This is a genomic window from Salinicola halophilus (genome assembly GCF_003206155.1).
Classification (GTDB): domain Bacteria; phylum Pseudomonadota; class Gammaproteobacteria; order Pseudomonadales; family Halomonadaceae; genus Salinicola; species Salinicola halophilus.
The window spans coordinates 66,776-91,866 of record NZ_PZJV01000005.1; the positions used below are offsets into that span (position 1 = coordinate 66,776).

Here is a 25,091-nt window from a genome sequence, read left to right on the forward strand (position 1 = left end):
GCGCAAGCGAACTGTTAGGGCTGGATACCGCGATCCGGACTCTGCCACCGCGCTCGTCGCCGCTTGGCGTTGAAAAGCGTCTTGGGTAGCGCGACCACCGCCGTCAGCGTCGACAGCACCCAGTAGAGCAGCGGATACCAGATCACCCAGAAGTAGTGGCGCAGGAAACCGGCCCGCTCGTAGCGCTGGTCGATACTTAGACTCACCAGGAACTGGATCAGGCAGGTCACGCCCAGCAGCAGGCCGTTCCACTTGGGAAGCAGCGTCGCCACCTGCCACTGCGGCGGCAGCTCGACCACGAGACCGACGCAGAAAAGTACCGCAATGGCGAGCATGACGTAGGCCCATATCAGACTCGTCAGATACTCCAGCGCCACCCCCCAGAAGCGACGCTGACGCCAGCCGAAGAGCCGCTTGCCATAGCGCAGCATCACCTCGACGCCTCCCTGGGCCCAGCGCAGGCGCTGCTGCCAGAGCCCCTTGAGCGTTTCGGGCATGTAGATATAGCAGAGCGCCGCCGGCTCGAAGCGAATGTCCCAGTGCGCGATCTGCAGTCGCCAGGAGATGTCGATGTCTTCGGTCACCATGTCGGCGCGCCAGTAGCCGATGCTGTCCAGCGCGGCGCGATTGAAGCCGGTGATCACCCCCGAGACCGTGAAGATACGCCCATAGGTGCGCTGGGCACGCTTGATCAGCCCGACGATGGAGGAGAATTCGCCGACCTGCACCTTACCCAGCAGCGTCGAGCGATTGAGGATGCGCGGATTGCCCGTCACCGCCCCCACTCGCGGCCCATGGGTCAGGTGATACATCATCCAGAACACGGCATAGGGGTGGAGCAGCGCATCGCCATCGATGCACACCAGGTAGTCCGAGGGTGCCGCCAGCGCTCCGGCCCGCAGGGCGATGGCCTTGCCCTGATTGCTGGCGAAGTGGATGACCCGGAGTCGCGGATGGGTCTCGGCGAGACGATCGAGGATGGCGCCGGTTTCATCGTCGCTACCGTCGTTGATGGCGATGACGTCGAAGTTCGGGTAGCGGCTCGCCAGGGCGTAGCGCAGCGTCTGCTCGACCTGCGCGCCCTCGTTGAAACACGGCACGATGACGCTCACGTGAGACGGCTCGCTGCCCAGCAACTCCAGTCTCGGCGTCATGTCCTCACCGCGCTCTCGGCGCAGATAAAACCAGAGCCCGCCGATGATCCACATCCAGGCCATGAAGATGGGGTAGTAGAAGGCGAAACCGAACATCAGATCGCGCCAGTCGATGTCCGCCAGGGCACTTCGCAACGATTCGATCATGGTCGGCTTCCGTGGGGCGGCGTATAGGGAAATTCCTTGAGACTCATGCCTTCGAACGTCGGCTGGAATGCCGGGCGACCGCCAATGAAATCGTCCGGGTAGTAGGCGAGATTGAGCGCTCCGCGCCGGACGAGCCGGTGCATCCAATCGCGGAGTCGATCAGGGTCGATCCAGCGCTTTCGCGACCAGTCGTAGGTCTGAAGCTCGAAGACCGTCTTCTCGAGGCCACGCGGATGCGCCATCACCCGATCCACCAGGTCGTCCAGCCAGGCCTCGGGGGGCTGGCCCGTGCCATCGAGATAGGGCATGGCCATCAGCGCGACGTCGTCGTAATGCGCAAGGAAAGGGCCCAGCGCCTGGGCGAAGCGAGACTCCGCCGCCGGGTCGAGCACGACCCGCGCGTAGAGGTTGCGCGCAACGCGAAACCGGTTGCTGAGATTGGCATGCCCTCTCGCCCCCGCGACGACGGCATCACCGAAATCGATCAGCGCTTGTGTCTTCTGCCGTGACGTCAGACGGCAGTCGTCGATGACACGCGTCGACCCCGGCCAGCGCGCCTCGGGGGCACAGGCCTGGGCGTCCTCGTCATCGGCGAGGTAGGCGTCGTCGTGAATCAGCACGCCGTCGATCGCCGGCATGCTGCGGGCCAGATCGGCGTAGATACCCCGCACCAGGGCGACGGTCCGGGGTCGGAAAGGGCTCAGGCGACGGTAGTCGCGATCGGCGGCGCGACGACCGCCCTGCCCGTCCGCGATCTGCACCGACAGCCGGCGCTGTCGTTCGGCGTCCGGGAGATCGAAGGCAAGCAGCGGCAGCCAGGCGTAGACGTCGACCCCGGCGCGGGTCTTCAGCTGCCAGGCAACGCGGTTGAAGAGATCGGCGCGCATCGGCAGCGCCGCATTGGGAAAGTAGAGCGACGAGGCGGTCCCGTCCCCGTCCGGGTCGGCAAAGGCCTGCAGGTAGACGGTGCGCACCTGCATCGCCTTGATGCGATCCAGCAGGGCACTCAGGTTGGCATTCACCTGCGCCGGGTCGGGGTCGTAGACCATGTCGAGGTCGATCTGCACGGCACGCTGAATGCGTGGAGGCGGGTCGACGGTCTGGGCGATCTGCGCTTCGAGCGTGACCGGATCGGGATTGTCCATGACGAGCAGACGGCCGAACGCCGGGCCCGAGGACGGCGTTGCCAGCTGCGCATCACCCAGGTTGAACGTGACACGATAGCCCGCCTCCCGGGCCAGCGACTCGCTCACCTGACTGGTCGCTCCGTACGGCCAGACCAGCGCCCGGGGGCGAGTCCCGGTGTGGCGCTCGATGATCGCCGCGCTCTGTTCGAGGTCTTCGCGCACCCGCTGTCGATAGGCGGCATCGCGCTCGTAGTGGCCGGTCACGGGGTCATAGACGCGCGCCAGGGCAGCCGGCTCCACGTTACCCTGGGGGTTGGCCAGCGCGCCTCGGTGCAGATCGTGGGTATGGCTTGCGATCTCGACGAGGTTCGAGGCCTGCATCTCGCGCAGCTGCCCCCACTCGACGAACCCTGCCTTGCCGCGTCGGCCCCCGTTGTAGCGCACGGTGTCGGTCTCGTCGTCTTGTCCGAGCGAGGCGTCGTTGCCGAGCGCGCTCGCCGACAGTTCGGCGGCGTCGCCAAGCGCTATCGAGCGCCCCTCGTCCACCGTCTCCAGCCACCCCGTCTCGATGGCGAAGAGCGCCGGGTAGTCGAAGGCTTGAAGTAGCGGATAGACCCGCTGATAGAGGCTCGCCAGCCCGTCGTCGAAGCTCAGCAGCACCGCATTGGGCGGCAGCGCCTGCGCTTGGCGTCTTGCCGCCTCGATGTCGTCGAGCGATATGGGGTGCCAGTCGTTCGCCGCCATCCAGTCGAACCACGCCGCGAGGCGCTGGGTGCTGATGGCGTAGGGATCGGTGTCCACTGCGGGTTCGACGCCGTCCCGGACGTCGTGAAAGGCGAGCGTGACGAAATGTCCGCTGGGCAGATCGAGCGTTGCGGGGGGCGTGCTTGGCGGCGCTGTCGCCGAAAGGGCGCCATGTGCCGGCGTCGGCGTCGGCGTCGAAGACGCGACGGCGGGGACCGCGGCAAGCGCGCCCGCCAGCAGCCCGATACCGGCCCGGACCACGGTGTGAAGCCGCGTCGTTCGAAGGATGGGCGCTCGCATTACAATCTCCCCGAGAAGCCGAATCGGCCGAACAGACGCCTTTCGCGTTCGCCTTCGTAAACATGACTGCCCCAGCCGACCCCATAGTCGATCGACCAGGTCCGGGTGAGCTGCCAGGTGTGACCGTAAGCGGCGTCCAGACCGGTGTCGGCCCCGTAGCCGCGCTCCCACTCGCTGGCCGCGCCCAGCGTGACGTTCTGGGTCAGCGACTGGTCGTAGTGCCGCCAGGTCATCCAGTCGTGCTCCAGGGATATCCCGGCGCTGCGCGTGTCTTCGGGGCTGTAATAGGCAGCTTCGGCCTCTGAGTTGTGCTCGGCGGCGAGCGAGCCGATCAAACGCGTCTGGTGATGCGCACTCGCCTGGAGCCGCTGCGTGAGATCGGCGCCAACGTTGCGGCGCAGATTGCCGTCGCTGATATCCAGCGCGCCGAGGGTGAGCGTCGCCTGCCGCGACTCGTTCGCCCGCCAAGTGAGCTGTCCTTCATAGCGCTGTCCGTCGAGACCCGCTCGCTCGGCGCGCAGCGGTGTATCCACTGACTGGGTCTGGGTCAGCAGCCGGTACTGCCAGTGATCGCCGAGCCAATCGGACCAGCCGAGGTCGACCCCGATATCGTCGCTGAGCGCCTCACCGCTGAGCGCGGCCCACCAGTGGTGTCGCCGCCACTGCCGCTCGATGCCGAGCGCCTGACGTGTCCGATGCTCGTCGCCGGCCTCGAAGTCGCTCCATCGGTAGCGCTGTTCGGCAAACAGGCGATACCCGCCCTCGCGCCAGGGCGCATTGAGTCGCAGCCGATACTCGCGGTCACGGCTGCCGTTGACCGCACCGCCGCCATGAGAGCGGCCGAGCGTGGCTTCGCCCTCGAGGGAGAAGCGGTTTCTGTCCTGCCACTCCTGCCAGTTGCGCTCGACCGCACTGTCGCTTTGAAACTGCACCGCCAGCGGTTCGATCATCGCTTCCCAACGATCGAAGGCTTCTCGGTCCTGAGAGATCTCGGCCAGCGCGAGTCGGGTCGATTTGTCCTGCGGCGCATAGGCGGCGGCGAGTTCAGCGGTACCCTCGGCGGCGTCATACCAGCCTCGCGAGCGCTGCGCCGTGGCGAGCAGGTTGATGACATCGACATTGCGCGGCGCGTGACGGTAGAGAGCCCGTGCCTGGCTCAGCGCCCGGGCCTCGTGGCGGCGATAGGTGGCGTCGAGCACACTCAGGCGATCCACTTCGCTGCGCTCCCAGTTGGGTACCGGCGGCATTGTGGCGTCTTGACGATAGCGCCAGGTGGGCGTCTCGCGCTCGAGGCGCGCAAGGACATCCGCCGCTTGGTCATACCGCTCGCTTTCGATCAGCGCATAGTAATAGCCGGTCCGTGTCGCGAGCGTGGCGCTGGGGTTGGCGCTTATCGCCTCCCGGTAGCGCGTGGCGGCTTGCTGCGGTTGGCGACGCGCCAGATAGGCGTCCGCGACCGCGGGCTGGGCATAGATGGCAATCTCGCCGCCCTGCGCGGTCAGGGCCGCGGACTCGGCGATCACGGCATCGAAGCGACGCAGTTGGCGCAGCACGATGAGCCGGTCGACCCGGGCACGGCGGCGGGCATCGCTCTCGGGAGCGTACGTCGCCATGTCCGCTTCCAGCGCCCGCAGGGACGCCTTGAGATCCACGTCTCGCGTGGCATAGCGAGCGCGGCGTTCGCGGTAGGCTTGCTCGTGAATGGCGAGTCGAATGGCGCCGGCGGTGGCATCGGCGTGAAAGCGCGCCTGCGTCGCCTCCGGCCACGCCGGGGCGTGACGCTGGCGGAGCGCTTCGGCATGGGCGAAAGCCCCCAGATTCGACAGGCTCGAAATCTGCGTTCGCCGCGCCTGGGAGTGATCCGGCGCGAACGCCAGCACGCGCTGGGCGAGCTGAAGTGCCAGTGCCGGATGCCCCTGCTGGCGCTGACGCTCGGCGATGCCGGCCAGATCGTCCGCATTGGGACGTCCCTGCGGTCCCGGACGTACGTCGCTGCCGTAAGCCGACGCCGGCGCATCGATGGGCGGCAACCGATCATCGGGGAAACGCGGCGAAGCCAAGACCGTGGCGCTCGACAGCAGCGTCAGCACGCCGATCAGCAGTACCGCACACTCGAAGGTCGCGACTCGGCCGACAGCCGGTCGTCGAAGATGCGCCAGGTGGGGAGCTCGCGGAGGGAACGATGCGCGGTTCGGCCCGGCGACGGATTCGACCGGGCCATCCCGATACGAAGCGTCAGGTCGTTGCATGCAGAAGAGTCGCCACTGTCAGTCCGTGATTGTGGAGTCGTCATGGCTCGAGTCCGGTGAGCCAGCCTAAGAAGGTAAGCCAAGTTAGTGGAGAAAGCGGTTTTTTACAAACCGGTAACACTCATCGTTTCGTCGTAGCCCCACTCGGTTGCACACGTGGCCCGTCGTCGATCCGCTGCCGCCACCGCGCCCATGAAAAAGCCCCGCCGAGGCGGGGCCAACCGTTCGACATCGACCACGTTCGGTTCAGAACGGGATTTCGTCGTCGAAATCGTCGAAGCTGCCCGGGTTGGGCGCGCCGTAGTTCGGGTTCTGCTGATTGGGCTGCTGTGCCGGCGGGTGCTGGGGCGGGCGCTGAGCGTTACCGTTGCCACCTCCCTGCGGGGGCTGCTGCGGCTGACCGCCGTAGTTGCCCTGCGGCGCCCCGCCGTATTGACCCTGGCTCTGGGACTGGGACTGGGACTGGGACTGGGACTGCTGATAATCGCCGCCACCCTGGCCGCTGCGAGAATCGAGCATCTGCATATCGTTGCCCACGATCTCCGTGGAGTAGCGATCCTGACCGTCCTGGCCCTGCCATTTGCGGGTCTGCAGACGCCCCTCGATGTAGAGACGCGAGCCTTTCTTGACGTACTGCTGAGCGATCTCGGCGAGCTTGTTGAACAGCACGACGCTGTGCCATTCGGTACGCTCCTGGCGCTGTCCGCTCTGGCGGTCGGTCCAGGTATCGGTGGTCGCGATGCGCAGGTTGCACACCGGATTGCCCGACGGCAGGAAGCGGACTTCCGGATCCTGTCCCAGATTGCCGATCAGGATGACTTTGTTCACACCTCGGGCCATCGTTTTCTCCTCGCTTTCCTGCGTTGCGACGCGCTCACGCGTCGTTTCGTTGCCATTGACTGCCTGCGATTCGTGTCAGCGCCTCGGCGTCCAGACGCTGACGGTCGACCTTGAGATAGGCGACGCGTTCGTCGGGGACGACCATGACATCCTCGACCCCCGCTACCGCGGCGAAACGTTCGAGTAGTGTATCGAGCCTGTCCATCGATTGCTCGTCGAGCGCGATGATCTCGCTGGAGAGATGGCGCGGCGCCGGCATGCGCCAGATCACCGCCAGCCACAGCGCACCGACCAGCGCGGCGCCGAAAAACACGCTCTCGATCCCGTAACCCTGCGACAGGGCCCCACCGAGCGTCCCGCCGAGAAACGCGCCGAAGAATTGGCTGGTGGAGTAAATGCCCATCGCCGTGCCCTTGGCGCCGGCCGGGGCGAGCTTGCTGATCATCGAGGGCAGCGTCGCCTCGAGCAGATTGAAGACGACGAAGAAGCCCCAGAGCAGGGCTATCAGCGAGACGCGATCGTCGCCCCACTCGCCGAAGCCGAGCAGAATCAGCGTCATCGCGGCGACGGCGCCGAAGAAGACTGGCTTCATCTTGCGGTACTTCTCGGCCACGATCACCAGCGGGATCATGCCGATGAAGGCGAGTGCCATCACCGGCAGGTAGACCCAGCCGTGATGGGCCGGTGCGAAGCCCAGCGCCTCGAGCTTGAACGGCAGCGCCGTGAAGCAGGCGGTGAGGATCAGGTGCAGCGCGAAGATGGAGAAGTCGAGCCGCAGCAGATTGCCCTGCGTCAGCGTGGCGCGCAGCTGCGCCCGGTCGAGGCCGACGTCGCGGTGACGCAGCCTGCGCGGCGCGCTCGGCACCAGCTTCCACAGCACCAAGAGCGCGCCGGCGGAGAGCGCGGCGGTGAACCAGAACACACCGGCAAGCCCGCCGACATCCGCGACCAGCGGGCCGACGACCATGGCGATGGCGAAGGCGACACCGATCGACAGGCCGATGGTCGCCATCGCTGCGGTCCGGATCTCTTCGCGGGTCTGATCCGCCAGTAGTGCCATGATGGCACCGGCGACGGCACCGCTACCCTGCAGGCAGCGACCGATGATGATGCCGGTGATGGTCGTGGCGTTGGCGGCGATGATGCTGCCGAGGATGAACAGTAAAAGCCCGCCGGCGATCACCGCCTTGCGGCCGAGTCGGTCGGAGAGCAGACCGAAGGGGATCTGCAGGATGGCCTGGGTCAGGCCATAGATGCCGAGGGCCAGACCGACGAGAAAGGGGGTGGCGCCGTCGAGATGGTCGGCGTAGAGCGCAAGGACGGGGAGGACCATGAACAGTCCGAGCATGCGAGAGGCATACAGACTGGCCAGGCCCACGATGGCGCGCCGTTCGGTAACGAGAAAGCGAGACGTCATGGTGGAGATCACGGCTGTTGGGGGAGAACTCGGCGAACACCGAGGATGAATGGGGAACCGGGCATTTTACGCCCCGCCCCGATGGAGTGAAAGCGAGTCGGGCCGTGACTTCCGGCCCCCTGCAGTACCTCCCCTGTCGCTGCGCCCGACGGCGCAAGCGTCGACTGCATTCGACGAACGTCACGGTGCAGCGGGGCCCGCGGCGGCTCGAGACGCAGGAAGACGCAAGACGAACGACGAAAAGTGCCAGCTTTTTGCGGCAAATTTGACCAGCCACCTATAATGGTCGATTCCCCGTCGCATCACGAGGTAGTTATGGACAGCATTCTGGTACGGGGCGCACGTACCCACAACCTGAAGAACATCGATGTCGAACTGCCACGTGACAAGCTGATTGTGGTGACCGGCCTGTCCGGTTCCGGCAAGTCGTCGCTGGCATTCGATACGCTCTACGCCGAAGGACAGCGCCGCTACGTCGAGTCGCTCTCCACTTACGCCCGACAGTTCCTGTCGATGATGGAAAAGCCCGACGTCGATCATATCGAAGGGCTGTCGCCGGCGATCTCCATCGAGCAGAAATCGACGTCGCACAATCCGCGCTCCACCGTCGGCACGATCACCGAGATCTACGACTATCTGCGCCTGCTCTTCGCCCGCGCGGGCACCCCGTGCTGCCCGGACCACGACGAGGAGCTCGAAGCGCAGACGGTCTCGCAGATGGTCGATCAGGTGCTCGAGTTGCCGGAAGGTAGCCGACTAATGCTGCTCGCGCCGGTCGTCAACGGTCGCAAGGGCGAACACCTGCAGCTGCTCAGCGAACTGCGCGCGCAAGGGTTCGTGCGCGCCGTCATCGACGGTGAAACCGTCGAGCTCGATGACGTGCCGACGCTGGACAAGAAGCGCAAGCACGACATCAGCGTGGTGGTCGACCGCATCAAGGTCCGCTCTGACCTGCAGCAGCGCCTCGCCGAATCCTTCGAAACCGCGCTGAATCTGGCCGACGGCACAGCGATCATCCACTTCATGGACGGCGAGCAGGAGAACCTGGCGTTCTCCTCACGCTTTGCCTGCCCCATCTGCGGCTACTCGCTGCCCGAGCTCGAGCCGCGGCTGTTCTCGTTCAACAATCCGGCCGGCGCCTGCCCCACCTGCGACGGCCTCGGCGTACGCCAGTACTTCGATCCGGATAAGCTGATCAGCCACCCGGAACTCTCCATCGCCGAGGGGGCGATCAAGGGCTGGGACCGGCGCAGTATCTACTACTTCAGCCAGCTCCAGGCGGTCGCCGAGCACTACCGCTTCACACTCGATACGCCCTGGAACGAACTGGCGCGCCACGAGCGCGATGTCCTGCTCAACGGCAGCGGCAAGGATGAGGTGGCGTTCAGCTACGTCAATGACCGCGGTCGCAAAGTGACGCGCGAGCATTCGTTCGAAGGGGTGCTGCCCAACCTGGAGCGGCGCTATCGTGAAACCGAGTCGTCAATGGTTCGCGACGATCTGGCGAAGTATCTGGCGGTCCGTCCCTGCCCCACCTGCAACGGCAGTCGCCTCAAGCGCGAAGCGCGCCACGTCTTCGTTGACGGCAACAACATGCCGGCACTGACGCAGATGCCGGTGGGCGAAGCGTGGAACTACTTTGCCGAGCTCACTCTCGCCGGGCGCAAGGGCGAGATCGCGGCCAAGATCGTTCACGAGATCCATGCCCGCCTGGAATTCCTGGTCAACGTCGGGCTCGACTATCTGACCCTCGAGCGTAGCGCAGACACGCTCTCCGGCGGCGAAGCCCAGCGCATCCGTCTGGCGAGCCAGATCGGCGCCGGGCTGGTCGGCGTGATGTACATCCTCGACGAGCCCTCCATCGGACTGCACCAGCGGGACAACGACCGCCTGCTGGCCACGCTCACCCGACTGCGCGATCTGGGCAACACGGTGATCGTAGTCGAGCACGACGAGGACGCGATTCGCGCGGCGGACCACGTACTCGACATCGGCCCCGGTGCGGGCGTGCACGGCGGCCAGGTGATCGCTCAGGGCACGCCCGAGGAGATCGAGGCGACGCCCGACTCCCTGACGGGACAGTATCTCGCGGGCACACGTCGCATCGAGGTGCCGCCGCACCGCATACCGGTCAACCCGGACAAGCAGCTCCGTCTGAAGGGCGCCAGCGGCAACAATCTCCACAGCGTGGATCTCACGCTGCCGCTAGGACTCTTCGTCTGCGTGACCGGCGTCTCCGGTTCGGGCAAGTCGACGCTGATCAACTCGACGCTGATGCCGATCGCCGCGCGCGAGCTCAACCGAGCGACCACGCTGACGGCGGCGCCCTACCGCTCGATCGAGGGGCTGGATCAGCTCGACAAGATCATCGACATCGATCAGAGCCCCATCGGGCGCACACCGCGCTCGAATCCGGCAACCTATACCGGCATCTTCACGCCGATCCGCGAACTCTTCTCCGGCACCCAGGAGGCTCGTGCTCGCGGCTACAAGCCGGGGCGCTTCAGCTTCAACGTCAAGGGCGGGCGTTGCGAAGCGTGCCAGGGCGAGGGGATGATCAAGGTGGAGATGCACTTTTTGCCGGACATCTACGTGCCGTGTGACGTCTGTAAGGGCAAGCGCTACAACCGCGAAACGCTGGAGATTCACTACAAGGGCAAGAGCATCCACGACGTGCTCGAGATGACCATCGAAGAAGCTCTCGAGTTCTTCAGTCCGGTGCCAGCGATCGCGCGTCGTCTTCAGACGCTCATGGATGTGGGACTGTCATACGTCCGCCTGGGGCAGAGCGCGACCACCCTCTCCGGCGGCGAGGCGCAGCGCGTCAAGCTCGCCCGGGAGCTGGCCAAGCGCGATACCGGACAGACGCTCTACATTCTGGACGAGCCGACGACCGGCCTGCACTTCGAGGATATCCGGCAACTGCTCGGCGTGCTGCATCGCCTGCGCGATCACGGCAATACGGTCGTCGTGATCGAGCACAATCTGGATGTGATCAAGACGGCGGACTGGCTGATCGACCTTGGCCCCGAAGGCGGGTCCGGCGGCGGCCGCATCATTGCCGAAGGCACGCCCGAGCAGGTGGCGGACATCGAGCAGTCTCATACCGGACAATTCCTGGCCCCCATGTTGCCGAAACCGACAAAGTCGACGTCTCGCAAGCGTCAGAAAGCACCGGAAAAGAAGGCCAAGCGCGCCTGACGGCAGCATCGGGCTCGCGGCACGTCGTAAAACGGCGTGCTGCGCTGCTGCAAGCGCCAGCAGCCCGCGGTCGCGTAGCGGCCGTCCAGACACAAGAAAGCCGGCTGCCCGAGAATTCGGACAGCCGGCTTTTTCGTTAAAGCGCGGTTGGGACTTATTCGTCGCCGACGGCTTCTTCAACGACAGGACGATCGACCAGCTCGACGTAGGCCATCGGTGCGTTGTCGCCAGTACGGTAGCCGCACTTGAGCACGCGGACGTAGCCGCCCGGGCGATTAACGTAACGCGGACCAAGCTCGTTGAAGAGCTTGCCGACGGCTTCCTTGGAGCGGGTGCGGCTGAACGCCAGACGGCGATTCGCCACGCTATCCTGCTTGGCCAGAGTGATCAGCGGCTCGATATGACGACGCAGCTCTTTGGCCTTGGGCAGGGTAGTCTTGATCACTTCATGCTCGACCAGCGAAGTGCACATGTTCTTGAACATGGCATGCCGGTGCGAGCTGGTCCGATTCAGATGACGACCACTCTTACGATGACGCATGATTGCTATTCCTTACCAAACTGGTGATTCGAGTCGGCGCACCGTGTGAGGCGACTCGGGGCTCTCGCCCTCAGGCGGAAGCCTTATCGTCTTTGAGACTCGCCGGCGGCCAGTTCTCGAGACGCATGCCGAGTGAAAGACCGCGCGAAGCCAATACGTCCTTGATCTCGTTCAAGGACTTCTTGCCTAGGTTCGGCGTCTTGAGCAGCTCGACTTCAGTGCGCTGAATCAAATCGCCAATGTAGTAAATGTTTTCGGCCTTCAAGCAGTTGGCACTACGTACCGTGAGTTCGAGATCGTCCACGGGACGCAGCAGAGTCGGATCGACGTGATCTTCTTCCTCTTCGACTTCCTGCTCTCTATCGGCCTCGAGATCGACGAAGGCGGCCAGCTGCTCCTGAAGAATGGTCGCACTGCGGCGAATCGCTTCTTCGGGGTCCAGGGTGCCATCGGTTTCGAGATCGATGACCAGCTTGTCCAGGTCGGTGCGCTGTTCGACGCGTGCCGCTTCCACCGCGTAGGAAACGCGGCGTACGGGGCTGAACGTCGCATCCAGCTGCAGGCGACCGATGGCGCGAGATTCGTCTTCGTCCGAAAGACGAGCATCGGCGGGCTCGTAGCCACGACCGCGAGCGACCTTGAGCTGCATCTTGAGGTCACTGCCGTCGTTGAGGTGCGCGATGACGTGATCCGGATTGACGATCTCGATGTCGTGATCGACGGCGATATCGCCCGCGGTCATGACACCGGGGCCCTGCTTGTTCAGGGTAAGCGTCGCCTCGTCGCGGCCGTGCATCTTGATGGCCACGTCCTTGAGATTCAGAAGGATCTCGATGACGTCTTCCTGAACACCTTCGATGGCGCTGTATTCATGCAGCACGCCGTCGATTTCGGCTTCGACGACGGCACAGCCGGGCATCGAAGAGAGCAGGATGCGACGCAGCGCATTCCCCAGGGTATGGCCGAAGCCACGCTCGAAGGGCTCCAGCACGATCTTGGCGTGATGTGCGTTGACCTCTTCGACCTTGATGTCGCGGGGACGAAGAAATTCTGTCACTGAACGCTGCATATGAACACCTTCTCAGGCTGCCAAACGAATATCGGTACTCCCGGCCGAGTCGGGCCGCTTGCGCGGCCCGATTCAAGGCTTACTTGGAGTACAGCTCGACGATCAGGTTTTCGTTGATGTCGGCAGACAGGTCACCGCGTTCGGGGACAGCCTTGAAAGTGCCTTCCATCTTCTTCGAATCGACGTCGATCCAGGTCACGTCGCCACGGTTGGCAGCGATGGACATTGCCAGCTGGATGCGGGCCTGGTTCTTCGCCTTTTCGCGAACGGTAACGACATCGCCGGGACGCACCTGATAGGACGCCACATTGACGGTACGGCCGTTGACCGCGATCGCCTTGTGGCTGACCAGCTGGCGCGATTCGTTACGCGTAGAGCCGAAGCCCATGCGATAGACGACGTTGTCCAGCCGGGATTCCAGCAGCTGCAACAGGACTTCACCAGTCGCCCCTTTCAGGCGAGCGGCTTCCTTGTAGTAGTTGCGGAACTGGTTTTCGAGCACGCCGTAGATACGACGTACTTTCTGCTTCTCGCGAAGCTGCAAGCCGTAGTCGGAAAGACGCTGACGGCGCTGGCCGTGCACACCCGGGATCTGCTCGGATTTGCACTTCTTCTCGAAGGGAGTTACACCGCTCTTGAGAAAGAGATCGGTGCCCTCGCGACGAGACAACTTACATTTGGGACCAAGATAGCGTGCCATGAGTCTGTCTCCTTAGACGCGGCGTTTCTTCGGCGGACGGCATCCGTTGTGCGGGATCGGCGTCGCGTCAGTAATGCTCTGTACACGGAAGCCGGCGGCGTTCAGTGCGCGCACGGCAGACTCACGGCCGGGACCGGGGCCCTTGACCAGTACGTCGACGTTTTTCACACCATACTCGGCTGCAGCGGTCGCTGCACGTTCACTCGCTACTTGAGCTGCGAACGGGGTGCTCTTGCGAGAACCACGAAAACCCGAACCACCGGCAGTCGCCCAAGAGAGAGCGTTGCCCTGGCGGTCTGTGATCGTCACGATCGTATTGTTAAAAGAGGCATGGATATGCGCAACCGCATCCACAACCTGCTTTTTAACCTTTTTTCGGTTACTGCGCGGGTTAGCCATGTTGATGTTTCCTAATATTTAACGCCGGAACGTTAATTACTTACGAATCGGTTTACGCGGGCCCTTACGGGTACGCGCATTGGTCTTGGTACGCTGACCACGCAGCGGTAGACCACGACGATGGCGCAGACCACGGTAGCAACCCAGATCCATGAGACGCTTGATGTTAAGCGTCGTATCACGGCGAAGGTCGCCTTCTACGGTGTACTTGCCCACTTCGGTACGCAGCGTGTCGAGCTCTTCGCCAGACAGTTCCTGTACCTTGGTGGTCGGTGCGATGCCAGCCGCGACGCAGATATTCTGCGCACGCGTATGGCCAATCCCGTAGATGTAGGTCAGCGAGATCGCCGCATGCTTATTGTCCGGGATATTGACGCCTGCAATACGGGCCATCAGCTTACTCCGAATGTTGAGCGGCTTGCTCGTTTAGTCGTCCACAAAGGGCGCAATAGCATACCCCTTGACCTCTCTCGAGGCAAGGGGGATGCCACGGCCCGCTTTCAATACAGCTCAGGGTGCTTCCCGAAAAAGGGGAATCAGCCCTGGCGCTGCTTGTGACGCGGTTCCGTGCAGATGACACGGACCGCGCCGTTGCGCCGAATGATCTTGCAGTTACGGCACATTTTCTTAACAGAAGCTCGAACTTTCATCGTTCTCTCCAAATGCTCAATGGCGACGGCTCAGCGCGTCATGCCGCCGCTACCGTAGCCTTTCAGGTTCGCCTTCTTCATCACCGACTCATATTGATGAGACATGAGATGCGACTGCACCTGGGCCATGAAGTCCATGATTACCACGACCACGATCAATAGCGACGTGCCGCCGAAGTAGAACGGTACCTGCCAGGCCACCATCAAGAACTGCGGCATCAACGATACCAGGGTGATGTAGAGCGCACCGAACAGTGTCAGACGCGTCATCACCTTGTCGATGTAACGTGACGTCTGCTCACCCGGACGAATTCCCGGCAGGAACGCACCGGACTTCTTGAGGTTGTCTGCCACATCTCGCGGGTTGAAGACCAACGCCGTGTAGAAAAAGCAGAAGAACAGAACCGCCGCGGCGAACAGGATGATGTAGAGCGGGGCTCCGGGCGCTAGCTGCTGTGAGGCAACCTGCAGCCACTCGAGGCCTTCGCCTTGACCGACCCACTGTCCGATCGAACCGGGGAACAAGAGGATACTGGAAGCGAAGATAGGCGGGATCACGCCGGCCATGTTCACTTTCAACGGCAGATAGCTGCTCTGCCCGGCATACATCTTGTTGCCCACCTGACGTCGTGGATAGTTCACGGTGATCCGTCGCTGACCGCGTTCGATGAACACCACGAAAGCGATGGTCGCGATCCCCAGGATCGCCAGCGCCAGAAGCGGCAGCACGTTCCAGGCGCCATCGTTACGCGCAAGCTCGAAAGCCTGGCCGATCGCGCTCGGAAGCCCGGCCACGATACCCGCGAAGATGATCAGCGAAATACCGTTGCCGATCCCCTTTTCGGTAATTTGCTCGCCCAGCCACATCAGGAACACGGCACCGGCAACGAAGGTAGCCACCGCCGTGAAGTAGAAGGTGAAGTCGCCGGTATAGGCAACGCCCTGACTGACCAGACCAACTGACATGCCGCTTGCCTGAATCAGCGCCAGCAGCACCGTACCGTAGCGGGTGTACTGGTTGATCTTGCGGCGTCCTGCCTCGCCCTCTTTCTTCAATGCTTCGAGCTGAGGCGACACCGCGGTCAGAAGCTGCATGATGATCGATGCGGAGATGTACGGCATGATCCCCAGCGCAAAGATACTCATGCGCTCCAGGGCACCGCCCGAGAACATGTTGAACATGCTCAGGATGGTGCCCTGGTTCTCCCGAAACAGGGCAGCCAGCTGATCAGGATTGATGCCGGGTACGGGGATGTGCGCGCCGATCCGGTACACCACGATAGCGATGAAGACGAAGCGCAGGCGAGCCCAGAGTTCTCCGAGCCCCCCTCCCGCGTTCGCCGGCATGTTTCCTGACTTAGCCATTTATTCCTCGACTTTGCCGCCGGCCGCTTCGATCGCAGCGCGAGCACCTTTGGTGACCTTGAGGCCACGCACGGTCACCGCTTTGCTCAGCTCACCGGAGAGAATGACCTTGGCGTACTCGGTTGCATTCTTGAGCACGTTGGCCTTTTTCAGGCTTTCGAGATCGGCGACGTCGCCGTCGACCTTGGCAAGCTCTGCCAGCCGAACTTCTTCGGAGACCATTGCCTTGTGCGACGTAAAACCGAACTTCGGCAAACGACGCTGCAGCGGCATCTGGCCGCCCTCGAAGCCGGGCTTGACCGAGCCGCCGGAGCGCGACTTCAGACCTTTGTGGCCTCGACCGCCGGTCTTACCCAGACCGGAGCCGATACCACGGCCGACGCGCTTCTCGGCGTGCTTGGAACCCGGAGCCGGGCTTAGGCTATTGAGTTTCATGGATTACTCTCCCTCGATTCGAACAAGGTAACGAACCTTGTTGATCATGCCGCGAACGGCGGGGGTGTCTTCCAGCTCGATCGAATGCCCGATACGACGCAGACCAAGGCCTTTCATCGTCGCCTTGTGCTTCTGCAGGACACCGATGGTGCTGCGGGTCTGGGTGATCTTGATCGTCTCTGCCATGGTCGCTTACCCCGCCAGTTCTTCGACAGACAGACCGCGCTTCGCGGCCACGTCTTCCGGAGACTGCATGGATGCGAGCCCCTTGATGGTGGCACGCACGACATTCACCGGGTTGGTGGAGCCGTAGCACTTAGCCAGAACGTCATGGACGCCAGCGAGTTCGAGCACCGAGCGCATCGCGCCACCGGCAATGATACCGGTACCTTCGGATGCCGGCTGCATGAAGACCTTGGATGCGCCGTGACGGGCGCGAACCGGGTACTGCAGCGTGCTGCCGCTGAGGCTGACCTTGACCATGTTACGACGCGCCTGGTCCATGGCTTTCTGGATCGCGACCGGCACTTCACGCGCCTTGCCACGACCGAAACCGACCCGGCCGTTGCCATCGCCAACGACGGTCAGCGCGGTGAAACCGAAAATTCGGCCACCTTTGACCACCTTGGCGACGCGGTTGACCTGCACCAACTTCTCTTGCAGATCTCCGCCCTTCTGTTCGTTATTCGCCATCGTAAAACCCTTTAGAATTGCAGACCGCCTTCACGTGCGGCATCCGCCAACGCTTTCACACGGCCGTGGTACTGAAAACCGGCGCGATCGAAAGCGACCTGAGAGATGCCGGCACCCTTGGCGCGCTCGGCGATCAGAGTGCCCACTTTGGCGGCCGCGTCGGCATTGCCGGTCGCGCCTTCACGCAGGCTGCTGTCCAGCGTGGAAGCGCTGGCTAGGACTTTGCCGCCGTCCGGCGAAATGATCTGCGCATAGATGTGACGCGGGGTGCGGTTGACGCACAGACGGTACACACCCAGATCGCGGATCTTGGCGCGTGCGCGGCGGGCACGACGGAGACGGGATTCTTTCTTCGCGTTCATAACCCTGCCTTACTTCTTCTTGGCTTCTTTGCGGCGGACCTGTTCGTCGCCGTACCGAACCCCTTTGCCCTTATAGGGCTCCGGCGGACGGAAGCCACGAATTTCCGCTGCCACCTGGCCGAGCTTCTGCTTGTCCGCGCTTTTCAGCACGATCACGGTGTTCTTCGGCGTTTCCGCCGTGACACCTTCAGGCAGTTTGTAGTCGATCGGGTGTGAGAAACCGAGTGTAAGATTCAGCGTCTGACCATTTGCCTGGGCACGATAGCCGACACCATTGATTTCCAGCGAACGGGTGAACCCTTCGGATGCACCGGTGACCATGTTCTGAACCAGGGCACGTGTCGTGCCAACCATGGCCCAGCTCTTGGCCTTTTCGCTGGGAGCGAAGCTCAGCTGACCGTCTTCCTGAGTGATCTTCACGTCGGGATGTACGGTCAGTTCTAACGTGCCCTGGCTACCTTTGACGGAGAGCCGGTCGTCGTCGAAAGTCGTTTCGACGCCGCTGGGCAATTTAACCGGATACTTGGCTACGCGAGACATTACTCACTCCTAGAATACGGTGCAGATGACTTCACCACCGACACCCGCTTGGCGTGCCGCACGATCGGTCATGACACCTTGCGAGGTGGTCACGATCGCCACGCCCAGACCGTCTGCGACCTTGGGCAGATTGCTCTTGCCCTTGTAGATACGCAGCGACGGCTTGGAAACGCGCTGGAGGTGCTCGATGACCGGCTTGCCCTCGAAATACTTGAGGGTCACGGTCAGCTCGGGCTTGACGCCTTCGGAGACCGAGAGTTCGGTGATGTAGCCTTCCTGCTTGAGTACGCGGGCCACTTCAACCTTGAGCTTGGAAGACGGCATGGTAACCGTCTCCTTGGTGGCCATCTGCGCATTGCGGATACGGGTACACATATCCGCCAGAGTATCTTGCATGCTCATTACATTGCGCTCCTGAATTCCTCGACGTGGCTTACCAGCTGGACTTCTTCAGCCCAGGGACATCGCCACGCATGGCCGCTTCGCGCAGCTTGTTACGGGCCAGTCCGAACTTGTTGTAGTAACCGTGCGGACGGCCGGTAATGCGGCAGCGGTTGCGAGCGCGCACCGGGCTGGCGTCACGCGGCAGCTGCTGCAGCTTCAGCTGAGCGTCGAAGCGCTCTTCGTCAGAAGCGTTGACGTCATAGATGACGTCCTTGAGCGCGGCGCGCTTGGCAGCGTACTTGTTGACCAGCTTTGCGCGCTTGAGCTCACGCTCAATCATGCTTTTCTTTGCCATGAATCCACCCTTATTGCTTGAACGGGAAGTTCAGCGCACGAAGTAGCGCGCGACCTTCGTCGTCGGTGATGGCGCTGGTCGTGATGGTGACATCCAGACCACGAATCCGATCGATCTTATCATATTCGATCTCCGGAAAGATGATCTGCTCACGTACGCCCATTGAGTAGTTGCCGCGGCCATCGAAGGACTTCGGATTCAGCCCGCGAAAATCACGTACGCGGGGAATCGCGATATTGACCAGACGGTCCAGGAAATCCCACATGCGCTCACGACGCAGTGTCACTTTGACACCGATCGGCCATCCTTCGCGGACCTTGAAGCCAGCGATGGACTTGCGCGCCTTGGTGATCACCGGTTTCTGACCGGAAAGCTTCTCCAGGTCGCCGACGGCATTGTCGATCAGCTTTTTATCGCTGGTCGCTTCGCCGATGCCCATGTTCAGGGTCACTTTGGTGATCCGGGGCACCTGCATTACGTTGGCGTAGCTGAACTGCTCTCGCAGCTGAGCCACGACCTCGTTCTGATAACGTTCTTTCAAGTTCGCCATTTTGCTACCCGACTCGCGTTAGGCGTCGATCTGCTTTTGCGTCGACTTGTAGATACGTACCTTGGTACCGTCTTCCTTCAGCTGGAAGCCGACGCGATCCGCTTTGCCGGTCTCCGCATTGAAGATGGCCACGTTGGACGCATGGATCGGAGCCTCACGCTCAACGATACCCCCCGGGTTGCCCGCCATAGGATTGGGCTTGGTGTGGCGTTTGATCATGTTCACGCCCGAGACGACATAACGATCGTTCTCGAGGACGCGCTTGATCGTGCCACGCTTGCCCTTGTCCTTGCCGGCGATGACGATGACTTCGTCGTCACGTTTGATCTTGTGCATATCCGCCTCGCTCCTTACAGCACTTCGGGCGCCAAGGAAATGATCTTCATGAACTTCTCGTTGCGAAGCTCACGAGTAACCGGCCCGAAGATACGGGTACCGATCGGCTGTTCGTTGGTGTTGTTCAACAGAACCGCCGCATTCCCATCGAAGCGAATCAGCGAACCGTCGTTACGACGAACACCGCTGCGCGTACGCACGACAACGGCCTTGAGGACCTGGCCTTTTTTGACCTTGCCCCGCGGAATCGCTTCCTTGACCGTTACTTTGATGACATCACCTACGCGAGCGTAGCGGCGGTGTGAACCGCCCAGCACCTTGATGCACTGCACCCGGCGCGCGCCGCTGTTGTCGGCGACATCCAGCATTGTCTGAGTCTGAATCATTGGTTTTCTCCAAACCTAATCTGACTGCACTGGTTCAGAAGGCACGTCGGGCTCAGCCCTTGGCCTGCTCGACCACCTCGACCAACGTCCAGGCTTTCTTCTTGGACAGCGGACGGGACTCCGTGATGGAGACCAGATCGCCAGACCGTGCCTGATTCGCCTCGTCATGGGCGTGCAGCTTGGTGGAGCGCTTCATGTATTTGCCGTAGATCGGATGACGCTCGCGGCGCTCGATCAATACGACAATCGATTTTTCCATCTTGTCGCTCACGACCCTGCCGGTGAGCGTACGAGTAGTCTTCGCTTCAGCCATTATTGGTCACCTGCCTTCTGGTTGAGCACAGTCTTGACGCGAGCGATGTCGCGACGCACCTGCTTGAGCAGATGCGTCTGGCTCAGCTGGCCGGTGGCCTTCTGCATGCGCAGGTTGAACTGCTCGCGGAGCAGTTCGAACAGCTGCTCCTGCAGCGCATCGACTGACTTGTCACGCATTTCGTTGGCTTGCATCACATCACCGTCCGTTTCACAAAGGTGGTGGAGATGGGCATCTTCTGGGCGGCCAGGGAGAACGCTTCACGTGCGAGCTCCTCGGAGACGCCTTCGATTTCGTAGAGCACCTTGCCCGGCTGGATCTGGGCGACCCAGTATTCGACGGAACCCTTACCTTTACCCATACGAACCTCGAGAGGCTTGTTGGTGATCGGCTTGTCCGGGAATACACGGATCCAGATCTTGCCACCACGTTTGACGTGACGGGTGATAGCACGACGACCCGCTTCGATCTGACGTGCGGTGATACGACCGCGATCGGTGGCCTTGAGACCGAAGTCCCCGAAGCTCACCTGGCTGCCGCGATGCGCCAGGCCGCGGTTACGGCCTTTCTGCACCTTGCGGAACTTTGTACGCTTGGGTTGCAACATCGATCAGTCTCCCCTTACCTGGAACCTTTCTTCTTGGAAGCGGGCGCCTGAGCTTGCTGCTTTTGCTTGGCACGCACCTCTTCGATGCCCCCGAGGATTTCGCCCTTGAAGACCCACACTTTGACGCCGATGACGCCGTAAGTGGTGTGAGCTTCGTAGGTGGCGTAGTCGATGTCGGCACGCAGTGTATGAAGCGGCACGCGACCTTCGCGATACCACTCGGTACGAGCGATCTCGGCACCACCCAGACGACCGGAAAGCGACACCTTGATACCGCCGGCGCCCAGACGCATAGCGTTCTGAACGGAGCGTTTCATGGCGCGGCGGAACATCACGCGACGCTCGAGCTGGCCGGCGATGTTCTGCGCGACGAGTGCAGCGTCGAGTTCCGGCTTGCGGACTTCTTCGATGTTGACGTGCACCGGGACACCCATCATGCGGGCGACGTCCTGGCGCAAACGATCGACGTCCTCGCCCTTCTTACCGATCACGATGCCCGGACGGGCAGTGTGAATGGTGATACGAGCGTTGTTGGCCGGACGTTCGATGGTGATGCGGCTCACGGAAGCATTTTTCAAACGCTCCTCGAGATGGCGACGCACCGCCAGATCGTTGTTCAGCTTATCGGCATAGGCACCGCGCTCTGCGTACCAGACCGACGAATGATCTTTCACGATGCCGAGACGAATCCCGACTGGATTGACTTTCTGACCCATCTGGTCGACTCCTACTTCTCGGCTACCTTGACGGTAATGTGGCAGGTACGCTTCAGAATGCGATCCGCACGGCCCTTGGCACGCGGCTGAATGCGCTTGAGCGTCATGCCCTCGTCGACACAGATGGTCGAGACACGCAGTTCGTCGATGTCCATGCCGTTATTTTCTTCCGCATTGGCAATCGCGGACTGCAGCACTTTCTTGACCAGCTTGGCAGCCTTCTTGGGGGAGAAGGTCAGCACGTCGAGCGCTTCGGCGACCGGCTTACCGCGCACCTGGTCAGCCACCAAACGGGCCTTCTGGGCGGATAGGCTCGCGCCACGCAACTTAGCAGCGACTTCCATCTCTTATTCCTCTTGGCTCAGCGTTTGGCTTTCTTGTCCGCCGCATGGCCGCGATAGGTGCGGGTAGCAGCGAACTCGCCCAACTTGTGGCCGACCATTTCCTCGGAGACGTGCACCGGGACATGCTGGCGACCGTTATGTACCGCGATGGTGAGCCCGACCATGTTCGGCAGGATCATCGAACGACGCGACCAGGTCTTGATCGGTTTGCGATCGTTCTTTTCCGCGGCGACTTCGACCTTCTTCAACAGATGAAGGTCGATAAAGGGACCTTTCTTCAGTGAACGTGGCACAGCCGTTACCTCTTAATGTCTGTTACTTGGACTTGCGGCGACGAACGATGAGCTTGTCGGTACGCTTGTTCTTACGGGTCTTGTGGCCCTTGGTGGGGATACCCCACGGGCTGACCGGGTGACGCCCCCCACTGGTACGGCCTTCACCGCCACCGTGCGGGTGATCCACCGGGTTCATCGCGACACCGCGAACGGTCGGGCGCACCCCTCTCCAACGTTTCGCACCCGCCTTGCCGAGTTGACGCAGGCTGTGCTCAGAGTTCCCGACTTCGCCAAGCGTTGCACGACACTCTGCCAGGATGCGACGCATCTCGCCGGAGCGCAGACGCAGCGTGGCGTAGTTGCCCTCGCGAGCGACCAGCTGAGCGCTGGCACCGGCACTACGCGCGATCTGCGCACCCTTACCGGGCTTCAGCTCGATGCAGTGCACCGTGGAACCCAGCGGGATGTTGCGCAGCGGCAACGTGTTGCCGCGCTTGATGGAAGCGTTGACACCGGACTCCAACACGTCCCCGACCTTGAGGCCTTTGGGCGCGATGATGTAGCGGCGCTCGCCATCCAGGTACTTCAGCAGCGCGATATTGGCGCTACGGTTCGGATCGTATTCGATGCGTTCCACGGCGGCATTGACGCCATCCTTGGTACGCTTGAAATCGATCAGACGATAATGCTGACGATGGCCACCGCCCACGTGACGCGTGGTGATGCGGCCATGGTTGTTACGACCACCCGACTTTGACTGCTTTTCGGTCAGTCCGGCGTACGGACGTCCCTTGTACAGCTCATCGTTGACGACTTTGACGACGTGACGACGGCCGGCGGAAGTGGGTTTTGTCTTGACTACTGCCATGATCCGTACTCCTGCCTTACTCGGCGCCAGAGAAGTCTTCGAGCGTCTCGCCCGCAGCCAGGGTCACGTACGCCTTGCGGTAACCCTTGCGCAGGCCGGTGCCGAAGCGAGTGCGTTTGGTCTTGCCCTTGACGTTGAGGACCTGAACGCCGGCAACTTTCTTGCCAAACAGCGTTTCGACGGCCTTCTTGATCTCGGGCTTGGTCGCGTCGTGGGCCACCTTGAACACGTACTGATTGTTCTCGGCGGCACGCGCGGCCTTCTCGGTCATGTGAGGTCCGAGCAGAACCTTGTATACGCGTTCCTGGTTCATCCCAGCTTCTCCTCGAATTTGCGCAGAGCGGAGACGGTCATCAGCACCTTGTCGAAGGCGATCAGGCTGACCGGGTCGGCGGCGGCGGCATCGACGACATCCACGTTGGGGATGTTGCGAGCGGCCAGGAAGAGCTTCTCGTCGACTTCTTCGGTCACGATCAGCGCTCTCTCGAGGTCGAGCTCCTTGAGCTTGCCGACCAGCTGCTTGGTCTTGAGCGTATCAACGGCGAACTCGTTGACCAGAACCAGACGCTCCTGACGCACCAGCTCCGACAGGATCGAACGCATCGCCGCGCGGTACATCTTGCGGTTGACCTTCTGCGAGTAGTCCTGCGGACGTGCAGCAAAGGTCACACCGCCGGTACGCCACAGCGGCGAACGGATGGTGCCGGCACGGGCACGACCGGTGCCCTTCTGACGCCACGGCTTCTTGCCACCGCCACGAACGTCGGAACGGTTCTTCTGCGCGTGCGTCCCTTGGCGGCCAGCCGCCTGATAGGCAGTCACGACCTGGTGCACGAGCGCTTCGTTGAAATCTTTGCCAAAGGTCTCTTCGGACACTTCGACGGTGCCTTGGGCACCTGCGAGATTCAGATTCATCGGTCTCAGTCCCCTCAGCGAGCTTTCACGGCACTGCGCACAACGACATCGCAGCCGGGTGCACCGGGCACGGCGCCCTTGATCAACAGCAGATTACGCTCGGCATCGATACGCACCACTTCCAAGCTCTGGACGGTGACACGTTCGTTACCCAGCTGACCGGCCATTTTCTTGCCTTTGAAAACGCGACCCGGGGTCTGACACTGGCCGATGGAACCCGGCGCGCGATGCGACAGCGAGTTACCGTGGCTGTTGTCTTGGGTACGGAAATTCCAGCGCTTGACAGCACCCTGGAAGCCCTTGCCCTTGGAGGTACCAGTCACGTCTACTTTCTGACCGGCTTCAAAGAGGGATACGGTGAAGGAACCGCCCATTTCCGGAGTTTCATCGTCGTCTGCGAGACGGAACTCCATCAGGGAACGGCCAGCCTCGATACCTGCCTTGGCGTATTGACCAGCAATCGCCTTGGTGAGGTGTTTGGCCTTGCGGGAACCGGTGGTGACCTGAACCGCGCGGTAGCCATCAGACTCAACGGTCTTGACAGCGGAAATGCGGTTAGGCTCAACCTCGATTACGGTTACGGGCACGGATGCGCCATCTTCGGTGAAAACACGAGTCATGCCCGCCTTTTTACCGACTAAACCGATAGTCATGTTCAGTCTCCTATAGTGTACGGGGCTATCACCCGCTATGGCTGCCCTTTCCAGAGCATTCCACTAGCACATTGTATGGCGTCTCACGACGCGGCGGTGACTGTGAACTCAGCGACCGCTTGTGTCTAGTGTTGGTTTCAGTCGAGTTTGATTTGCACGTCAACGCCGGCGGCGAGATCGAGCTTCATCAGGGCGTCGACCGTCTTTTCGGTCGGCTCGACGATGTCGAGAACGCGCTTGTGCGTGCGAATTTCATACTGATCACGCGCATCTTTGTTGACGTGCGGCGAAATCAGGATGGTGTAACGCTCGCGGTTCGTCGGCAGCGGGATCGGTCCACGCACCTGAGCACCGGTACGCTTGGCCGTATCCACGATCTCCTGGGCCGACTGATCGATCAGGCGGTGGTCGAACGCTTTCAGCCGGATGCGAATCTTCTGGTTCTGCATTTACCTT

General features: G+C 62.1%; 34 protein-coding genes. 1 reads left to right on the top strand and 33 read right to left on the bottom strand.

Annotated elements, in window-relative coordinates:
• Window positions 1–14 precede the first annotated feature (14 nt).
• The 5 genes from pgaC to DOM33_RS11670 all read right to left on the bottom strand — a co-directional run bounded on the left by pgaC (window position 15) and on the right by DOM33_RS11670 (window position 7,978).
• Window positions 15–1,301 carry a poly-beta-1,6-N-acetyl-D-glucosamine synthase gene (gene pgaC / locus DOM33_RS11650; RefSeq protein ID WP_110669185.1) on the bottom strand — a complete coding sequence of 429 codons (1,287 nt, stop codon included), beginning with the start codon at window positions 1,299–1,301 and terminating at the stop codon, window positions 15–17.
• Complete coding sequence (pgaB, locus tag DOM33_RS11655) at window positions 1,298–3,472, bottom strand: poly-beta-1,6-N-acetyl-D-glucosamine N-deacetylase PgaB (RefSeq protein ID WP_110669186.1); 2,175 nt, start codon at window positions 3,470–3,472, stop codon at window positions 1,298–1,300. Before pgaB ends, pgaC begins: the two co-directional genes overlap by 4 nt.
• Window positions 3,472–5,721 carry a poly-beta-1,6 N-acetyl-D-glucosamine export porin PgaA gene (pgaA, locus tag DOM33_RS11660; protein ID WP_110669188.1) on the bottom strand — a complete coding sequence of 750 codons (2,250 nt, stop codon included), beginning with the start codon at window positions 5,719–5,721 and terminating at the stop codon, window positions 3,472–3,474. Before pgaA ends, pgaB begins: the two co-directional genes overlap by 1 nt.
• Window positions 5,722–5,967: 246 nt before the next feature.
• Window positions 5,968–6,561 carry a single-stranded DNA-binding protein gene (locus DOM33_RS11665; RefSeq protein WP_110669190.1) on the bottom strand — a complete coding sequence of 198 codons (594 nt, stop codon included), beginning with the start codon at window positions 6,559–6,561 and terminating at the stop codon, window positions 5,968–5,970.
• A 34-nt stretch (window positions 6,562–6,595) separates the two neighbouring features.
• Window positions 6,596–7,978 (bottom strand): MFS transporter, encoded by a 1,383-nt coding sequence (locus DOM33_RS11670; protein ID WP_204352675.1) that lies wholly within the window; start codon window positions 7,976–7,978, stop codon window positions 6,596–6,598.
• 315 nt (window positions 7,979–8,293) lie between these two features.
• Here DOM33_RS11670 and uvrA point away from each other — a divergent pair, with 315 nt between their 5' ends.
• Entirely contained in the window at window positions 8,294–11,179 is a 2,886-nt protein-coding gene (uvrA, locus tag DOM33_RS11675; RefSeq protein ID WP_110669191.1) for an excinuclease ABC subunit UvrA, read from the top strand.
• A 154-nt stretch (window positions 11,180–11,333) separates the two neighbouring features.
• On the opposite strand, the gene rplQ is transcribed toward uvrA, so the two are convergent.
• The 28 genes from rplQ to rpsJ form a co-directional block, all read right to left on the bottom strand.
• Complete coding sequence (rplQ, locus tag DOM33_RS11680) at window positions 11,334–11,720, bottom strand: 50S ribosomal protein L17 (RefSeq protein ID WP_110669193.1); 387 nt, start codon at window positions 11,718–11,720, stop codon at window positions 11,334–11,336.
• Between the two features lie 70 nt (window positions 11,721–11,790).
• Window positions 11,791–12,789 carry a DNA-directed RNA polymerase subunit alpha gene (locus DOM33_RS11685; protein WP_110669195.1) on the bottom strand — a complete coding sequence of 333 codons (999 nt, stop codon included), beginning with the start codon at window positions 12,787–12,789 and terminating at the stop codon, window positions 11,791–11,793.
• A gap of 79 nt (window positions 12,790–12,868) precedes the next feature.
• Complete coding sequence (gene rpsD, locus DOM33_RS11690) at window positions 12,869–13,489, bottom strand: 30S ribosomal protein S4 (RefSeq protein WP_110669197.1); 621 nt, start codon at window positions 13,487–13,489, stop codon at window positions 12,869–12,871.
• A 12-nt stretch (window positions 13,490–13,501) separates the two neighbouring features.
• A complete protein-coding gene (rpsK, locus tag DOM33_RS11695) occupies window positions 13,502–13,888 on the bottom strand; it encodes a 30S ribosomal protein S11 (RefSeq protein WP_009723883.1) in 387 nt (128 codons plus the stop codon).
• Between the two features lie 36 nt (window positions 13,889–13,924).
• The gene (rpsM, locus tag DOM33_RS11700) at window positions 13,925–14,281 is read right to left on the bottom strand and encodes a 30S ribosomal protein S13 (protein ID WP_110669199.1); all 357 of its coding nucleotides are present in this window, start codon (window positions 14,279–14,281) and stop codon (window positions 13,925–13,927) included.
• A gap of 143 nt (window positions 14,282–14,424) precedes the next feature.
• A complete protein-coding gene (rpmJ, locus tag DOM33_RS11705; RefSeq protein WP_031384759.1) occupies window positions 14,425–14,538 on the bottom strand; it encodes a 50S ribosomal protein L36 in 114 nt (37 codons plus the stop codon).
• 30 nt (window positions 14,539–14,568) lie between these two features.
• On the bottom strand, window positions 14,569–15,903 hold the full coding sequence (gene secY / locus DOM33_RS11710) for a preprotein translocase subunit SecY (RefSeq protein ID WP_110669201.1): 1,335 nt from the start codon (window positions 15,901–15,903) through the stop codon (window positions 14,569–14,571).
• Window positions 15,904–16,338 (bottom strand): 50S ribosomal protein L15, encoded by a 435-nt coding sequence (rplO, locus tag DOM33_RS11715; protein WP_110669203.1) that lies wholly within the window; start codon window positions 16,336–16,338, stop codon window positions 15,904–15,906.
• 3 nt (window positions 16,339–16,341) lie between these two features.
• Window positions 16,342–16,524, bottom strand: coding sequence for a 50S ribosomal protein L30 (gene rpmD / locus DOM33_RS11720; protein WP_110669205.1), 183 nt, complete (start codon window positions 16,522–16,524; stop codon window positions 16,342–16,344).
• Between the two features lie 6 nt (window positions 16,525–16,530).
• A complete protein-coding gene (gene rpsE, locus DOM33_RS11725) occupies window positions 16,531–17,031 on the bottom strand; it encodes a 30S ribosomal protein S5 (RefSeq protein ID WP_110669207.1) in 501 nt (166 codons plus the stop codon).
• Between the two features lie 11 nt (window positions 17,032–17,042).
• The gene (gene rplR / locus DOM33_RS11730) at window positions 17,043–17,393 is read right to left on the bottom strand and encodes a 50S ribosomal protein L18 (RefSeq protein ID WP_110669209.1); all 351 of its coding nucleotides are present in this window, start codon (window positions 17,391–17,393) and stop codon (window positions 17,043–17,045) included.
• Window positions 17,394–17,402: 9 nt separating this feature from the next.
• On the bottom strand, window positions 17,403–17,933 hold the full coding sequence (gene rplF / locus DOM33_RS11735) for a 50S ribosomal protein L6 (RefSeq protein ID WP_110669210.1): 531 nt from the start codon (window positions 17,931–17,933) through the stop codon (window positions 17,403–17,405).
• A gap of 9 nt (window positions 17,934–17,942) precedes the next feature.
• The gene (gene rpsH, locus DOM33_RS11740; RefSeq protein WP_110669212.1) at window positions 17,943–18,335 is read right to left on the bottom strand and encodes a 30S ribosomal protein S8; all 393 of its coding nucleotides are present in this window, start codon (window positions 18,333–18,335) and stop codon (window positions 17,943–17,945) included.
• A gap of 31 nt (window positions 18,336–18,366) precedes the next feature.
• Window positions 18,367–18,672, bottom strand: coding sequence for a 30S ribosomal protein S14 (gene rpsN / locus DOM33_RS11745; RefSeq protein ID WP_110669214.1), 306 nt, complete (start codon window positions 18,670–18,672; stop codon window positions 18,367–18,369).
• A 10-nt stretch (window positions 18,673–18,682) separates the two neighbouring features.
• Window positions 18,683–19,222, bottom strand: a complete 540-nt coding sequence (gene rplE, locus DOM33_RS11750) for a 50S ribosomal protein L5 (RefSeq protein ID WP_110669216.1) — start codon at window positions 19,220–19,222, stop codon at window positions 18,683–18,685.
• 18 nt (window positions 19,223–19,240) lie between these two features.
• Window positions 19,241–19,558, bottom strand: coding sequence for a 50S ribosomal protein L24 (gene rplX / locus DOM33_RS11755; protein WP_110669218.1), 318 nt, complete (start codon window positions 19,556–19,558; stop codon window positions 19,241–19,243).
• 14 nt (window positions 19,559–19,572) lie between these two features.
• Window positions 19,573–19,944 (bottom strand): 50S ribosomal protein L14, encoded by a 372-nt coding sequence (gene rplN, locus DOM33_RS11760; RefSeq protein ID WP_035470387.1) that lies wholly within the window; start codon window positions 19,942–19,944, stop codon window positions 19,573–19,575.
• Window positions 19,945–19,996: 52 nt separating this feature from the next.
• Window positions 19,997–20,257: a 30S ribosomal protein S17 gene (rpsQ, locus tag DOM33_RS11765; RefSeq protein ID WP_110669220.1), complete on the bottom strand. Its 261-nt coding sequence runs from the start codon at window positions 20,255–20,257 to the stop codon at window positions 19,997–19,999.
• The gene (gene rpmC / locus DOM33_RS11770) at window positions 20,257–20,451 is read right to left on the bottom strand and encodes a 50S ribosomal protein L29 (RefSeq protein WP_110669221.1); all 195 of its coding nucleotides are present in this window, start codon (window positions 20,449–20,451) and stop codon (window positions 20,257–20,259) included. Before rpmC ends, rpsQ begins: the two co-directional genes overlap by 1 nt.
• Window positions 20,451–20,864, bottom strand: coding sequence for a 50S ribosomal protein L16 (gene rplP / locus DOM33_RS11775; protein ID WP_110669223.1), 414 nt, complete (start codon window positions 20,862–20,864; stop codon window positions 20,451–20,453). The genes rpmC and rplP overlap by 1 nt, the downstream gene beginning before the upstream one ends.
• 14 nt (window positions 20,865–20,878) lie before the next feature.
• On the bottom strand, window positions 20,879–21,580 hold the full coding sequence (rpsC, locus tag DOM33_RS11780) for a 30S ribosomal protein S3 (protein WP_110669225.1): 702 nt from the start codon (window positions 21,578–21,580) through the stop codon (window positions 20,879–20,881).
• A gap of 11 nt (window positions 21,581–21,591) precedes the next feature.
• Window positions 21,592–21,924, bottom strand: a complete 333-nt coding sequence (gene rplV, locus DOM33_RS11785) for a 50S ribosomal protein L22 (protein ID WP_035470378.1) — start codon at window positions 21,922–21,924, stop codon at window positions 21,592–21,594.
• Window positions 21,925–21,941: 17 nt separating this feature from the next.
• The gene (rpsS, locus tag DOM33_RS11790; protein WP_035470375.1) at window positions 21,942–22,217 is read right to left on the bottom strand and encodes a 30S ribosomal protein S19; all 276 of its coding nucleotides are present in this window, start codon (window positions 22,215–22,217) and stop codon (window positions 21,942–21,944) included.
• A 22-nt stretch (window positions 22,218–22,239) separates the two neighbouring features.
• On the bottom strand, window positions 22,240–23,067 hold the full coding sequence (gene rplB / locus DOM33_RS11795; RefSeq protein ID WP_110669227.1) for a 50S ribosomal protein L2: 828 nt from the start codon (window positions 23,065–23,067) through the stop codon (window positions 22,240–22,242).
• 16 nt (window positions 23,068–23,083) lie between these two features.
• Window positions 23,084–23,380, bottom strand: coding sequence for a 50S ribosomal protein L23 (gene rplW, locus DOM33_RS11800; protein ID WP_110669229.1), 297 nt, complete (start codon window positions 23,378–23,380; stop codon window positions 23,084–23,086).
• Complete coding sequence (rplD, locus tag DOM33_RS11805) at window positions 23,377–23,982, bottom strand: 50S ribosomal protein L4 (protein ID WP_110669231.1); 606 nt, start codon at window positions 23,980–23,982, stop codon at window positions 23,377–23,379. The genes rplW and rplD overlap by 4 nt, the downstream gene beginning before the upstream one ends.
• A gap of 14 nt (window positions 23,983–23,996) precedes the next feature.
• Window positions 23,997–24,635 (bottom strand): 50S ribosomal protein L3, encoded by a 639-nt coding sequence (gene rplC / locus DOM33_RS11810; protein WP_110669233.1) that lies wholly within the window; start codon window positions 24,633–24,635, stop codon window positions 23,997–23,999.
• Between the two features lie 137 nt (window positions 24,636–24,772).
• Window positions 24,773–25,084: a 30S ribosomal protein S10 gene (rpsJ, locus tag DOM33_RS11815; protein ID WP_035470365.1), complete on the bottom strand. Its 312-nt coding sequence runs from the start codon at window positions 25,082–25,084 to the stop codon at window positions 24,773–24,775.
• Window positions 25,085–25,091 lie beyond the last annotated feature (7 nt).